At 55.3% G+C, this 14,030-nt stretch carries 15 protein-coding genes; 4 read left to right on the top strand and 11 right to left on the bottom strand.

What is annotated here, in order from left to right; all coding sequences use genetic code 11:
* The first annotated feature begins 357 nt into the window (after positions 1-357).
* On the top strand, positions 358-1,293 hold the full coding sequence (gene ttcA, locus QLG08_RS04590; protein ID WP_014605764.1) for a tRNA 2-thiocytidine(32) synthetase TtcA: 936 nt from the start codon (positions 358-360) through the stop codon (positions 1,291-1,293).
* 54 nt (positions 1,294-1,347) lie between these two features.
* Here ttcA and QLG08_RS04585 read toward each other — a convergent pair whose 3' ends face one another.
* The 3 genes from QLG08_RS04585 to QLG08_RS04575 form a co-directional block, all read right to left on the bottom strand.
* Entirely contained in the window at positions 1,348-1,476 is a 129-nt protein-coding gene (locus QLG08_RS04585; protein WP_022623200.1) for a hypothetical protein, read from the bottom strand.
* 290 nt (positions 1,477-1,766) lie between these two features.
* Positions 1,767-2,750, bottom strand: a complete 984-nt coding sequence (gene zntB, locus QLG08_RS04580) for a zinc transporter ZntB (protein ID WP_013025892.1) — start codon at positions 2,748-2,750, stop codon at positions 1,767-1,769.
* Positions 2,751-2,867: 117 nt separating this feature from the next.
* On the bottom strand, positions 2,868-4,487 hold the full coding sequence (locus QLG08_RS04575; protein ID WP_014605763.1) for a peptide ABC transporter substrate-binding protein: 1,620 nt from the start codon (positions 4,485-4,487) through the stop codon (positions 2,868-2,870).
* A 152-nt stretch (positions 4,488-4,639) separates the two neighbouring features.
* On the opposite strand from QLG08_RS04575, the gene mpaA reads away from it, so the two are divergent.
* Positions 4,640-5,371 (top strand): murein tripeptide amidase MpaA, encoded by a 732-nt coding sequence (gene mpaA, locus QLG08_RS04570; RefSeq protein ID WP_013025894.1) that lies wholly within the window; start codon positions 4,640-4,642, stop codon positions 5,369-5,371.
* Here the strand turns inward: mpaA and ycjG are convergent.
* The gene (ycjG, locus tag QLG08_RS04565) at positions 5,322-6,305 is read right to left on the bottom strand and encodes an L-Ala-D/L-Glu epimerase (protein WP_013025895.1); all 984 of its coding nucleotides are present in this window, start codon (positions 6,303-6,305) and stop codon (positions 5,322-5,324) included. The two genes, mpaA and ycjG, sit on opposite strands and share 50 nt — an antisense overlap.
* A 150-nt stretch (positions 6,306-6,455) precedes the next feature.
* Between ycjG and tpx the strand changes: the two genes are divergently transcribed.
* Positions 6,456-6,959 carry a thiol peroxidase gene (tpx, locus tag QLG08_RS04560; RefSeq protein WP_013025896.1) on the top strand — a complete coding sequence of 168 codons (504 nt, stop codon included), beginning with the start codon at positions 6,456-6,458 and terminating at the stop codon, positions 6,957-6,959.
* A gap of 37 nt (positions 6,960-6,996) precedes the next feature.
* Here the strand turns inward: tpx and tyrR are convergent, their stop codons facing one another.
* The 7 genes from tyrR to pspA all read right to left on the bottom strand — a co-directional run bounded on the left by tyrR (position 6,997) and on the right by pspA (position 12,840).
* A complete protein-coding gene (gene tyrR, locus QLG08_RS04555) occupies positions 6,997-8,562 on the bottom strand; it encodes a transcriptional regulator TyrR (protein ID WP_044042545.1) in 1,566 nt (521 codons plus the stop codon).
* A 252-nt stretch (positions 8,563-8,814) separates the two neighbouring features.
* A complete protein-coding gene (locus QLG08_RS04550) occupies positions 8,815-9,882 on the bottom strand; it encodes a YcjF family protein (RefSeq protein WP_013025899.1) in 1,068 nt (355 codons plus the stop codon).
* Positions 9,879-11,276, bottom strand: a complete 1,398-nt coding sequence (locus tag QLG08_RS04545) for a YcjX family protein (protein ID WP_015700229.1) — start codon at positions 11,274-11,276, stop codon at positions 9,879-9,881. Before QLG08_RS04545 ends, QLG08_RS04550 begins: the two co-directional genes overlap by 4 nt.
* Positions 11,257-11,505 carry a phage shock protein PspD gene (pspD, locus tag QLG08_RS04540; protein ID WP_014605759.1) on the bottom strand — a complete coding sequence of 83 codons (249 nt, stop codon included), beginning with the start codon at positions 11,503-11,505 and terminating at the stop codon, positions 11,257-11,259. Before pspD ends, QLG08_RS04545 begins: the two co-directional genes overlap by 20 nt.
* 57 nt (positions 11,506-11,562) lie before the next feature.
* Positions 11,563-11,913 (bottom strand): envelope stress response membrane protein PspC, encoded by a 351-nt coding sequence (gene pspC, locus QLG08_RS04535; RefSeq protein ID WP_014593793.1) that lies wholly within the window; start codon positions 11,911-11,913, stop codon positions 11,563-11,565.
* The gene (gene pspB, locus QLG08_RS04530) at positions 11,910-12,137 is read right to left on the bottom strand and encodes an envelope stress response membrane protein PspB (RefSeq protein WP_013025903.1); all 228 of its coding nucleotides are present in this window, start codon (positions 12,135-12,137) and stop codon (positions 11,910-11,912) included. The genes pspC and pspB overlap by 4 nt, the downstream gene beginning before the upstream one ends.
* A 37-nt stretch (positions 12,138-12,174) precedes the next feature.
* Positions 12,175-12,840, bottom strand: a complete 666-nt coding sequence (gene pspA / locus QLG08_RS04525) for a phage shock protein PspA (RefSeq protein ID WP_014605758.1) — start codon at positions 12,838-12,840, stop codon at positions 12,175-12,177.
* Positions 12,841-13,002: 162 nt separating this feature from the next.
* Here pspA and pspF point away from each other — a divergent pair, with 162 nt between their 5' ends.
* Positions 13,003-14,016 carry a phage shock protein operon transcriptional activator gene (pspF, locus tag QLG08_RS04520; protein WP_041457657.1) on the top strand — a complete coding sequence of 338 codons (1,014 nt, stop codon included), beginning with the start codon at positions 13,003-13,005 and terminating at the stop codon, positions 14,014-14,016.
* Positions 14,017-14,030: the final 14 nt, after the last annotated feature.

The raw sequence follows: 14,030 nt of genomic DNA, 5'->3' as shown, positions 1-14,030 counted from the left end.
GAGGCCTGACAGACCTCTGGATGGTGGCCTGACCTTTGCAGGCAGAATAGCCAGGTCTTCCTGTTTATCGTTATCGCCAGACAGGGCTAACAGACCTGTCGTGGCTGAATCGTTAGCCTTGAACTTTCTGCTGCACGCAGAAATTGATATTGGAAATTGAACGCGTAATCCGTACCATACGCGGCATACTTTTGTCCGCTGGTTTTTTACTGCCGGCGGCAAGCCGTCATAGAGAGCCAATCAAAGGGGCGCGGCAGTGCGTAAAAAGGTTTGTGCGCATTGACCCACGGGGCAGGGCCGGGTTAACCCGCACACTGACTCTGTGAACTTCCCTTTTGATGACTGAGAAACCGCGTAATGCAACAAAATCAAGAAACGAGCAAGAAAGAGCAGTACAACCTCAACAAGCTTCAGAAGCGTTTACGCCGTAACGTTGGCGAGGCTATTGCCGATTTTAATATGATTGAGGAAGGCGACCGCATTATGGTTTGCCTGTCAGGCGGCAAAGACAGCTATACCATGCTGGAAATCCTGCGTAGCCTGCAAAAAAGCGCGCCGGTGTCATTCAGCCTGGTGGCGGTGAATCTTGACCAGAAACAGCCGGGATTCCCGGGACACATTCTGCCTGAATATCTTGATGCCCAGGGTGTTGAGTACAAAATCGTTGAAGAAGACACCTACTCAATCGTTAAAGATAAAATTCCCGAAGGTAAAACGACCTGCTCTCTGTGCTCACGTCTGCGTCGGGGAATTTTGTATCGCACCGCTACGGAGCTGGGCTGTACGAAAATCGCCCTTGGCCACCATCGTGATGATATTCTGCAAACGTTGTTTTTGAATATGTTTTACGGTGGCAAGATGAAAGGCATGCCGCCCAAGCTGATGAGTGACGATGGTAAACACATCGTGATCCGTCCTCTGGCTTACTGCCGCGAGAAAGATATTATTCGTTTCTCAGAAGCCCGTCAGTTTCCGATTATCCCGTGCAACCTGTGTGGTTCTCAGCCGAATCTGCAACGTCAGGTCGTCGCAGACATGTTGCGCGACTGGGATAAACGTTATCCTGGCCGTATTGAAACCATGTTCAGCGCCATGCAAAACGTCGTGCCCTCTCACATGGCAGATATCAACCTCTTTGATTTTAAAGGTATTCAACACGGCGATGCCGTGGTCGATGGCGGCGATCTGGCCTTTGATCGCGAAACGCTGCCGGTCACACCGGTTGGCTGGCGCGCCGAGGAAGAAGAAACGCCTGACCTCAGCGAACGTCTTAACGTGCTGGAAATTAAGTAACGCTTATCTGTTCGTTGAAAGTAAAGGGCACGCGTCAACTCGCGTGCCCTTTTTTTATACGTTGCGGTGAGGGGGCGGATCCATTACCGGCGGAAACTCCGGTTCCGGTGGCGGATCGGGCTGCGGCTGCGGAATGGGGGGCGGATCCGTTGGAATGGGCTCGCTGTTGTGAATCGCCATCATGCCGTTCTCCTCTTATGCGAATGGATTTTAAGCTTAGGAAAGAATTGACATCTCAGCCAGCGGGCAAAAAAAAAGCCGGCTAGTTAGCCGGCGTATTTCGAATTAAATATGCTATGCAATAATTCAAAAAAGGAAGTAAGACAATATGGAGCGCAACGCCCATCGCTTGACGTTGCATTCACCTGCGAGAGAGATTTTGCGCGGTTTGCGTCTGGCAGATATTGATGTCGATCAGCTTTAGTCCTGTTAATGGAATTTTCCTGACTGACGCCCTGCTCCTCTCCCATGCCTTACAGCCAGCGTCGCTTGCGCAGATAACCAGCCACGCCTAACGCCAGTACCACGAGTAAAAGACAAAAGACGCTAAAGCCATAGCGCCATGCGCCGCCGGGGATCCCGCCCAGATTGACGCCAAACAGGCCAGTCAAAAAGGTCGCTGGCAGAAAGATCATGGCCATAAGCGACATCGTGTAGGTTCGGCGGTTCATGGATTCCGCCATGACCGAGGCCACTTCGTCTGCCAGCACGGCGGTTCTGGCTACGCCCGCGTCCAGATCGTCCAGGCCGCGGCCCAGTCTGTCAGCAATTTCCTGCATACGGCGGCGCTCGCTGTCGTCCATCCACGGCAATTTTTCACTCGCCAGGCGCGAGAAGACATCGCGCTGCGGTGCCATATAACGGCGCATTACGATCAGCTGTTTGCGTAACAGTCCCAGCTCACCCCGCGGCGGAATACGTTGATCAAGTAAGGCATCTTCCAGCTCAATGATTTTATCGTGTAGGTCTTCGATAAATTCGCTGGTGTGCCCGGTTAAGGCATCGCAGACTTCAACCAGCCAGCTGCCACAGTTCACCGGACCGTTGCCGTTTTCGAGATCGGTCAGCACTTCATCCACGGCAAACACTTTGCGTCGGCGGGTGGAGACAATGAGCTGATCGTTAATGAACACCCGCATTGCCACCAGCTGGTCAGGTCGCGCATCGCTGTTATGGTTGACGCTGCGCAGGACAATCATAAAACCGTCCCCCAGCCGGGAAACACGGGGACGCATGCTTTCACCAGCCAGCGCATCGCGCACGGCATCCGGAATTTGAGGCGTAGACTGCAGCCATTCGGCGCTGCGGGGATGGGTATAATTAAGATGCAACCAGCAGGGATGCTCGTCGTGCAGCACCTGCGTTTCATCAATGGGGATCATGCCACCCTTGCCATCCAACTGGCAGGAAATAATGGCATCTGTCACCTGAAGCGCTTTTCCTTTTACACCGTCCACACCGTTACCCCGCTATCAAAATCAATACGATACAGTCTAGCGTGGCGCTGTTGAGTTGCAATCCTGAGCCTGTGTACAAAGATGTCAAAAGACGGCCTGATGTCAGGCCGCTGTGACTTAGTGTTTCTCAATCCACAATTCCCGGCTGTAGGCAACGTCTTCGGGGTTAGTAATCGGGTAACCTTTGACCCACGGCTTAATGAGCCGGCCATTGGTGTACTGATAAAGGGGCGCGATTGGGACCTGGTCAGCGATAATCTGCTCTGCCCGGTTATAATCCGCATTGCGCGCCTTATCGCTGGTTTCCATACTTGCCTTGGCAATGACGGCATCGTATTCGGCATTACTGAAGCGCGGAATGTTGCTGCTGTTGCCTGAGGTGAGCAGATTCAGGAACGTCGAGGGTTCGTTGTAATCCCCTACCCAGGAGGCGCGGATAACGTCAAAGTTGCCACTGTTTCGGCTGTCTATATAGGTTTTCCACTCCTGGTTTTCCAGTTTCACATCCACACCAAGGTTTTTCTTCCACATCGACGCCACCGCAATCGCGATTTTCTGATGGCTTTCAGAAGTGTTGTACAGCAACGTCAGCTTTAACGGCTTAGCGGGGCTGTAACCTGCGGCTGCCAACAGGGCTCTGGCCTGCGCATCCATCTCTTTTTGATTGTGCTGTTGCTGTAGGGCGGGCAGCGGTGTGAACCCGGCCGTGACGTCAGGGGTAAAATGCCATGCCGGTTTTTCCCCTGTGCCCAGGACTTTTTCGGCGATAACGGCGCGATCGATACTCCACGACAGCGCCTTGCGCACGCGTACGTCGGCCGTTGGCCCTTTCTGGGTATTAAACGCGTAATAGTAGGTGCCGAGCTGATCCGGCGTATAAACCTGGCCGGGCAGCGTTTTCTTCAGCAACGCATACATGTTTTTGGGGAAAGATTCGGTGATATCCACATCGTTAGCGCGGTAGCGCTTAGTTGCGCTCGATTCTTCGTTGATGGGCACAAAGGTCACTTTGGTTAAAACGGAGTGGGCGTTGTCCCAGTAATGGGGATTGCGCACCAGAACGATTTTTTCATTCACGACGCGTTGGCTGAGTTGATAAGCCCCATTGCCCACCAGTTTGCCCGGCTGGGTCCAGTCTGCACCTGCGTTTTCAACCACGCCCTGCGGTACTGGATAGAACGCGACGTTAGAGAGCATCGCAGGAAACCAGGGAACCGGACGGGTCAGCGTAATCTTCAGGCGATTCTTGTCCAGGGCGGTGACGCCCAGCTTATCCGGTGTCATTTCGCCTTTGGTAATCGCGCCCGCGTTGCTCATGCCGCTCAGTGCGATAAAGGAGGCCTGAGGCGATGAGGTTTTAGGATCGACAACGCGCTGCCAGCTGTATACAAAATCCTGCGCGGTCACCGGTTTGCCATCAGACCAACGGGCATTATTACGTAAAGTAAGTATCCAGACCTTATTGTCACTGCTGCTCCAGCTCTGCGCGACACCGGGCACAATTTTGCCGTGGGCATCCTGACTGGTCAGCCCTTCATACAAATCGCGCATCACCTGGATTTCAGGCAGGCCCACGGCTTTGGCCGGATCGAGGGAAGCGGGTTCATCTTTGATATGGCGGACAATCTCTTGTTTCGCGGCAAGCTGTGCACCGGCAGGAACCTCGGCGGCCAACGCGGGCACAAACGCGTTAAGCAGGCTCAGGGCCGTTAGCGTTAATGAAAAGCGGATTACCATTATCACCCCTTTGCAATAAAGACGCGCTGGATCAGCGCATTACTGACTCAGCCTGTTAACGGCCACTTTATCGCAAATTGCTGATTGATAAATAGCTATTTTCCCCGACCGGCTTTTCCGCTACTTTTAAATAAACTCAGGAGAACGTCATTATGTCATCCATTCATCCGCGACCGCTGCGCGGCAAACTGGCTATTTCCTGGCAGCAGTATGGCCGCTCTGTTCTGGGCGCCCCGCTACTCTGGTTTCCCGCCGTGCAGGCGGACGGCGACAGTGGCCTGATTCTGGCCGGCACTCACGGTGATGAAAACGCGGCGATAGCCGCCCTTTCCGCTGCGCTGCGGACCTTGCCGGAGGCACAGCGTCGGCATCATGTGGTGTTGGCGATGAACCCCGACGGCTGTCAGCTGGGCCTGCGTGCCAATGCGAATGGCGTGGATCTGAACCGAAACTTTCCGGCCGCCAACTGGCAGTCGGGCGAAACGGTTTACCGCTGGAACAGCGCGGCAGACGCGCGGGACGTTAAGCTGTCAACGGGGACACATCCGGCATCGGAGCCGGAAACCCAGGCGCTGTGCGCGCTCATTCATCAGCTTAAACCGGCCTGGGTCGTCTCGTGGCACGAGCCTCTGGCCTGCATTGATGACCCCGAACAGACAGACGTAGGCGCCTGGCTGGCGGCGCAGACCCAATTACCGCGGGTGAGCAGCGTGGGCTATGCCACGCCGGGCTCCTTTGGCAGTTGGTGCCACGACCTGAGTCTGCCCTGCGTCACTGCCGAGATGCCGGCTATCTCGGTGGACGAAGCCACAGAAACGTATCTGGAGACGATGCTTACTCTGCTGCGCTGGCAGCCGTCATTAACGCCCCGTCATGTACCTTAAGCGCCGGTTCAACATCCACGGCCAGCCACGTTGCGCCATCGAGATCGGCAAAACGCACCAGCGGCACCAGCGGCAGCGCCGCGCGAATCGCTCTTGAGGTACAGATCATACAGCCGGACATCAGCGTAAAGCCCTGCTGCAGCGCAGCATGTGCCAGGGCAAGCGCTTCAGTGAGTCCGCCCGCTTTATCAAGCTTGATATTCACCATCTCATAGCGTCCACGGAGAGCAGGCAGGCTTTCCCTCGTGTGGCAGCTTTCATCGGCGCAGATCGGAAGAGGATGGATAAAGTTCGCCAGCGCCGCGTCTTCACCTGCCGGTAACGGCTGTTCCAGCATGGCCACGTCCAGATCGGCTAACAGCTGGCAACGGGCTGCCAGCCCTTCGGCATGCCAGGATTCATTCGCATCCACAAGTAATGTCGCGTCGGGAACAGCAGCGCGAATCGCCATCAGGCGCTCGGTAATAAAGTTATTGTCCATTTTGATTTTGAGCAGGGTTGCGCCATGTTGCCACAACGCCTGCGCGCTGCTGGCCATCGCTTCCGGCGTATCGATGCTCACCGTGTGTGCAGTCACAACAGACTGGGTCGGTTCCGCGCCCACTAACTGCTCCAGCGTCACATGCTGCTGGCGAGCGGCAAGGTCCCAGAGAGCACTGTCGATGGCGTTTCTTGCCGCACCGGCAGGCAACAGGCTCTGCAAGGCTTCACGCGACAGCCCTTGCTGCAGTTGAGGCATAACGGTCGCAATTTGTTCCAGCACCAGGGCTTCGCTTTCGCCGTAGCGCGTGTAAGGCGTGGCCTCGCCGATCCCTTTCACGCCCTCTTCTTCGATTTCGACGACAACGACCTTGGCTTCGGTGCGACTGCCACGAGCAATGACAAACGGCGTATGCAGCGGCCATGCTTCGGGATAACATTTTACCGTTCTCATTACCTCTCCTTTTCTCTGGGATTCATCATCGCCATTTAACTTTAGGCAACAAATGCTCTCGTAAACCCTTAAAATTTATGTCATAAACAATGGCTATACCTGTACTGACGCTTTCTTTTCTGTCAGATAACATCATTAGAAGGAATTCTTATGTCTCAGACTGTTCACTTTCAGGGCAACCCTGTAGCGGTTGCAGGTCAGTTCCCGCAGCCGGGCGATAGCGTTAACGCTTTTACCCTCGTGGCGAAAAACCTGTCTAACGTTTCACTCTCTGAGTATGCAGGAAAACGCAAGATTCTGAATATTTTTCCCAGCGTCGATACCGGCGTGTGCGCCTCTTCGGTGCGCAAGTTTAACCAGTTAGCGGGCGAACTGAATAACACGGTGGTGTTATGTATTTCCGCCGACCTGCCCTTTGCTCAATCGCGTTTTTGTGGCGCAGACAACCTCAACAACGTAGTTACGCTGTCAACGCTGCGCGGCGGGGAATTCAAAAAAGATTTTGGCGTGGAAATTGCTGATGGTGCCCTTCAGGGTCTGACGGCCCGTGCCGTTATCGTACTGGATGAGCATGACAAAGTGCTTTACAGCCAGCTGGTGAATGAGATCACCACTGAACCCGATTATGATGCCGCACTCGCTGCGCTGAAATAATGGCCACAGCGGATAAGCCAGACTTATCCGCTGCGTTTTATTCGTTGTCGCCGCGCTTCTGCCCCAGACCGTACTCACGCAGTTTATTGGCAATGGCGGTATGGGAAACCCCCAGTCGTTTTGCCAGTTTGCGCGTGCTCGGATAAGACAAATATAACCGCGTCAAAATAGATCGTTCAAAGCGGCTGGTGATCTGATCCAGCGTGCCTTCCATCGCTTCTTCCCCCAGTGACACATCCAGCGCCTGTTCCGGCAAGACGATATCCTGCGGCCGTAACTCATGGCCTTCCAACTGGGTTAATGCACGATACAAGGCATTTTTAAGCTGCCGCACGTTTCCGGGCCAGTTATAGCGCATCAGAAAAGCATTCAGCTGTGAGGAAAGACGCGGCCGTGGAATGCCCTGTTCATCGGCGAAACGCGCCACGAACATTTCCGTCAGCGGCATAATGTCCTGAACGCGCTCGCGCAGCGGCGGCAGATTCAGCGTAAGCACATTCAGGCGATAGAAAAGGTCTTCCCTGAACTCGCCGCGCTGAACCAGCTCAAACAGGTTCTTCTGGGTGGCGCAGATCACGCGGACATTCACGTGTACCTCATGCTCCTCACCGACGCGGCGGAAAGTGCCATCGTTCAGAAAACGCAGCAGCTTCGTCTGCATAGTGGGTGACATCTCGCCAATTTCATCCAGCAGCACCGAGCCACCGTTTGCCTGTTCGAAAAAGCCTTTTTTGCCCTCCAGCGCATTGGGATAGGCCCCGGCTGCGTGACCAAAAAGCTCACTTTCCGCTACGTCATCCGGCAGCGATGCACAGTTAAGCGCCAGAAAAGGCATCTTTCCGCGTGCGCTGCGTAAATGACAGGCCCGCGCCAGCATGTCTTTGCCCGTGCCGGTGTCGCCGATAATCAGCAGCGGTGCATCGTGCATCGCGAGCTTGCGCGCCTGTTCCACGACCTGCCGCATCCTGGGCGTAACGGCGACAATATGATCGAACTCGGTTTCATCAGTCACCACCAGGTTCTGCAGTTGTCGCCCCATACGGGCAGTAGACTTCAGCATCACCATTGCGCCGACGAGCTGGTCGGCCTGGTCGTTGTCCTCTGACAGGTAAATCGGGTGTGCTTCCATCAGGAAGTCGCGCCCTTCTATCACCACATGTTGCGCCTGCGCCTGAACGCGATCGCTCTCCAGCCAGCGCGCAAAATTAAAACCGTTAATCAGGTGGTCGGCGGTAAAATTGCGGATCTTGTTTTCATCAAGATTAAACAGGTTTTGCGCCGCCGGGTTCGCCAGCTCAACCTTCGTTCTCAAATCGACCGAAAATACCGGCTCTGGCATGGCAACCAGCAAGGCGCTGAGTACCCGATGTTCACGTTCAGACGGCATATAGGGGACCGTGCGGACATCGGTGACGCCGGGTGTACGACGGATTTCCGCCATCAGATTACTGAACTGTTCGAATTCAAGCGTGGAGAAATTGAGATAGATACGGCCTGAGGCGGCGACTTCAATGCCGCGAAGATCGATACTGCGCGCCACCAACAGGTCGAGCAATTCACGCGCCAGTCCGATACGGTCCTGACAAAACACTTCTAAACGCATTGCGTGGGCCTTAATCCGTTTGATATGTCGCGATAATACGCTAAACAGCCCGTCCGCAGAAAGGGGGCTGTCAGGAAAAGTTGACAGCGTTAACGCAAGCGCGTTTTTTTTAAACATCCCTCGCACGCGGCGCGCCATAACGTCTTGAGTTTTCGACGTCTTTCGCAGTTAATCTTCCCAGTATCCCGGAACGGTCCCCCGCAGATTTGGCGCGCTAAACAGGGAACGTTGAATAACGGCCCCAATCTATAGTCAGTTTTGCGGATGTTTATTCCCGCCCTTTTGTAGCGCGTCTTTCAACTGCCCTAACAGCTCCCGGCGGTAATCGCCGAGACGAGGTTTATCATTTTCCAGCCAGGGTAAAGGCCGACACAGCTCCATCGCTTTGATACCCAGCCGGGCGGTGAGCAGCCCCGCACCAATGCCCTGCGCGGCACGCGTCGACAGGCGGGCCGCGATGTCCTGCGACATCCAGTCCATTCCGACCTCGCGCACCAGCTCTGAGGCCCCGGCAAACGCCATGTTAAGCAGCACCAGTCGGAACAGGCGCAGTCGACTAAAATAGCCCAGCTCAATACCGTAAATGGCCGCAATGCGGTTGACCAGCCGCAGGTTACGCCAGGCGATAAAGGCCATATCGACCAGTGCCAACGGGCTGACGGCGATCATCAGCGCCGATTCGGCAGCATGGCGGCTGATTTCCCGCCGGGCCTGGCGATCAAGAACCGGCTGCACCAGTTGGGCATAGAGCCGGACCGTTTCACCATCATTGTGGGTTTCGTGAAGCGAGGCATGCCAGCGTTGCAGCGCTGGATGAGCCTGATCCAGTTCGGCCTGACGCGCCAGTTTTTCACAAAAAGCCCGCCCCTGGCCCACGCCGTGGCTGTTAAGCAGTTCCCGGCCCCGATCGCGCTCTTCCGCACGCTGCCGCAGTTGATATAAGCGGCGCCATTCCTGGGTCAGCGCGCCCACACCGGCCAGAACAATCAGTCCGCCGGCGACGCCGCTGCCCAGCGCAAACCAGTCCTGCGCCAGCCAGGCATTGTGGCTCCACTGCACGCCCTGCGCCACAACACTGACGCCAAACAGCGCCAGGCCTGCGCCCACCATTTTGCGCCACAGGCTGCGTTTAGGTTTCAGCGCGGCCTCGACGGCTCTTTCCCCTGCGCTTTCTTCTTCAACCGTCGCGTCGCTGTCTTGCACAGCCAAAAAAGCGGCCTGGGCATCGTCTTCAAACGTTTGAGCAGGCCGCAGCACACTTTCGGGCTTATCCTCCAGCGGGTGGGCAAAATCGATACGCGGTTTTAACGGATCGCTCATCGCAATTTATCTCCCAGTAAAAATTCCAGCGCCGCATCCATGCGGATATGCGGCAGTGGGCGATCGATATCCAGCTGCTGTGGGCGAAACTGCTCAAACTGAAAGCCTTGCTGCTGCCAGAACGCGCTGCCCGGTAGCCGGGGCGGAACGTCACCCGGATAAACGGTTAATGCCTCGCCATCCTGCAGGCGATGACCGCGAAGTGCCGGGATTTTTTCGCCACGGTGATCGACCAGCCCGCTTTGTGTGGCCTGAACCGAGGCCAGGCCAATACAGTCCATGCTGATGCCTTCGAACGCGGCGTTTTGCCAGGCGTCCTGCACAAGCTGCTGCAGCAAAGAGACCATATTGCCGTGCTGGTCGCTGGTGATGTGATCGGCTTTGGTCGCAGCAAATAACAGCTTATCGATGACGGGTGAAAACAGTCGTCGGAACAGCGTACGCTGCCCGTAATGAAAGCTCTGCATCAGTTGCGTTAATGCCAGCCGCATATCATTAAACGCCTGCGGCCCGCTGTTGAGCGGCTGCAGGCAGTCCACCAGCACAATCTGGCGATCAAAGCGCAGAAAATGATTTTTATAGAAGTCTTTTACGACATGCTGGCAGTAGTAATTGAATCGCTGCTGCAGCATGGCAAAGTTACTGCCTTTATCGGCCTGCGCTAGCTTCGCCGCCTGGGCTTCATCGTCAGTTGGCCAGGGAAAAAACTGTAGCGCTGGCGCACCGGCCATATCGCCAGGCAGAACAAAACGTCCCGGCTGAATGAAGTGCAGCCCTTCCGCTTTACACTGATGCAGGTAGTCAGTCCAGGCCGCAGCGATGTCGGCCAGGCGGTTCTCATCCGCCGGAGCGAAAGGATCAAGCGTTTGACTCAGTGCACGCCATGGCGCGGCCCAGCTGGCGCGATCGCCCTGTAATAAGCCGTTCATCTGCCGCGACCAGGTCAGATAATCCTGTGCCAGCATAGGCAGATCGAGCAGCCACTCACCCGGGTAATCGACGATTTCAAGATAGAGCGTGGCGGTGTCTTTGAGATGGCGGAGTAACGAATCGTTGGGGCGATAACGCAGTGCCAGGCGCATTTCACTCACGCCTCGCGTCGGGGTTGGCCAGGCAGGCGGTGTGTTGTAAAGCTGCGCCAGCCCCTCATCGTAGGTAAAACGCGCCGTGCCCATGTCCCGCTGGGGGACGCGTTTCACGCCCAGCAGGCGCTCATCGCGCACCACGGAAAACAGCGGCAGTCGGGCACCGCTGTGAACAGACAGGAGCTGGTTAACCAGCGAGGTAATGAAGGCCGTTTTGCCACTGCGGCTTAATCCGGTTACCGCCAGACGAAGATGGCGATCGACGCCGCGGTTCATCAATGCCAGCAATTCAGTTTGCAGTCTTTTCATCTTTCTCCTTGATGAAGCGTGATGCCACAGTGTTCATCACGCGTTTCAGCAGTGGCTCAAGCGCCAGTCCTAACAGAATACGCAACGGACGACGCGCCACCGATTTCACCGCCCAGCCGGTCACGCCCGCAGGACCATAAGTTATCGCATTGATAATGATAAATTTAGCGGCGGACTTCAACGCAGGTGTTGCACGATGACGAAAAGCCGCAGTGCGTGAAACAGTCATCACTTCCTCCAAACGGTTCACAAACGGGCCAGACACTGGCCCGCTGCAGAACAACGATTAAATCTGACGGAAACGACTGCGCACGCTGAAGGTTTCAGAGGTGACGTAACGTTCAATATCCCGAACATTACGCTCATCCTGTTGCAGCGTCGTTTCCAGTTGGTCCAGCAGTTCACCGGCGCTGGGCGCGTATTCTCCGTTATCCACGCCGGCCGGTTTAACGTCCAGCACAAAACCCAACACGAAATAGGCGATCACGGTAAACACAAACAGACCAAAGAACAGTGACAAGACGACGATGATGCGAAGCAGTCGTACCGGAACGTCAAGGTATTCGGCTAAACCGGCACACACGCCCATCAGCTTCCCTTCGTCAGGCTTACGCCATAACTTGCGGCCTTTCATCATGGCTGCCTCCAGTTAGGATGTTCAGCATCGAGGATGGCTTCAAGCGCTTCAATGCGCTCCCGCATGCGCTGGGCATCTTTGGTTACCTGTTGCAGGCGCTGCATCTGACTCTGCGACAGATCGGTGCCCCCGTTGCGTTTGTTACTGTAGTGTAGCCATAGCCAGACGGGTGCCACAAACAGCACAAATATCGTTAATGGAATGGCTAAAAATAATGCGCTCATTGACTCTCCTTAATCCTGTCCAGCAGAAAGCGGCGTCTTATTCGCTGCGGTTCATTTTGGCTTTCAGCGCGTTCAGTTGCTGACTGATTTCGTCATCCGCTTTCAGATCGGTAAACTGCTGATCCAGGGTTTTCGGTTTGCCAAAACCGTGGCTCTCTGCTTCTGCTTCCATGTGATCGATGCGACGCTCAAAGGATTCAAAACGCGCCATCGCTTCATCAATTTTACCGCCGTCCAGCTGACGGCGGACGTCGCGTGAAGACGATGCCGCCTGGTGGCGCAGCGTAAGAGCCTGCTGGCGTGCGCGGGTTTCGCTCAGCTTTTTCTCCAGCTCGGTGATTTCGCCTTTCATTCGAGCCAGCGTCTCTTCAACCTGGTCAACTTCCTGTTTCAGGGTGGCGATCAGATCGGTGAGTTTCTGTTTTTCGATCAGCGCGGAGCGGGCCAGATCCTCTTTGTCTTTACGCAGAGCCAGTTCAGCCTTGTCCTGCCATTCGGCCTGCTGAAGCTCTGCCTGCTCAATCCGCCGTGCCAGCTGTTTCTTCTCTGCCAGGGCGCGCGCAGAGGTGGAGCGGACTTCAACCAGCGTATCTTCCATTTCCTGAATCATCAGGCGCACCAGCTTCTGCGGATCTTCTGCACGCTCCAGCAGGGAATTAATGTTGGCATTAACGATGTCAGCGAAACGCGAAAAAATACCCATAATGATGTTCCTCTTGATTGTCATAGTTTCAACTTGCTGTACGGGTTAATTCAAGATGCGTGCCAACTTTTATCTTATTGATTTTTATTGCATTGCTGGCTTTGCAGTTTTTTTTATCTGTTCTAAGATAGTTAAATTGATTAATCAGTGGCGAAATTCATCATGTCTCCTAACAACGATAACCTGCTGGGCGAATCGAACAACTTTCTGGAAGTGCTGGAGCAGGTATCTAAACTCGCACCGCTGGAAAAACCGGTTTTGGTCGTGGGCGAACGCGGTACCGGTAAAGAGCTGATCGCCAGTCGTCTGCACTATCTGTCCGATCGCTGGCAGGGCCCTTTTATCTCGCTCAACTGTGCCGCGCTGAATGAAAACCTGCTGGATTCGGAGCTGTTTGGACATGAGGCAGGCGCCTTTACCGGCGCGCAAAAGCGTCATCTGGGCCGTTTTGAACGGGCAGACGGCGGCACGCTGTTCCTTGATGAGCTGGCAACCGCCCCGATGCTGGTTCAGGAAAAACTCCTGCGGGTTATTGAATACGGTCAGCTTGAACGCGTAGGCGGGAATCACGTTTTTCAGGTGAATGTGCGCCTGATTTGCGCCACCAATGAAGACCTGCCCGCGCTGGCCGCCGCCGGGAAGTTTCGTGCCGATCTGCTCGATCGTCTGGCGTTCGATGTGGTTCAACTGCCGCCGCTCCGCGAGCGCCGTAGCGATATTCTGGTGATGGCGGACCATTTCGCCATCCAGATGTGCCGGGAGTTGACCTTGCCCCTGTTTCCCGGTTTTACTCAGCAGGCTCAGCAAACCTTACTGGAGCACCCGTGGCCGGGTAACGTGCGTGAGCTAAAAAACGTCGTTGAGCGGTCGGTCTATCGCCATAACACCAGCGATGAACCTCTGGATAACATCATTATCAACCCGTTTGAACGACGCACCGCCCCCGAAGATGCCCCGCCGCCTGCCCTGGTGCCGGATGCGGCATCGGCCCTGCCTTCTTTACCGCTTGACCTGCGTCAGTGGCAGAATCAGCAGGAGCACGATGTGGTAGAAATCAGCTTACAACAGGCGAAGTACAATCAACGTCGTGCCGCCAGCTTACTGGGTGTGACCTACCACCAGCTCAGAGCGATGATGAAAAAGCACGGGATTCAGGCGCGAGACGGACAAGCATAAAGGATCTGGCCGGT

Origin of the sequence: Pantoea sp. V106_11, from assembly GCF_029967885.1 — a bacterium.
Lineage (GTDB): Bacteria > Pseudomonadota > Gammaproteobacteria > Enterobacterales > Enterobacteriaceae > Pantoea > Pantoea ananatis.
Note: the sequence above shows the minus strand (reverse complement) of the source record. Positions and strands in the feature narration are given on the sequence as shown.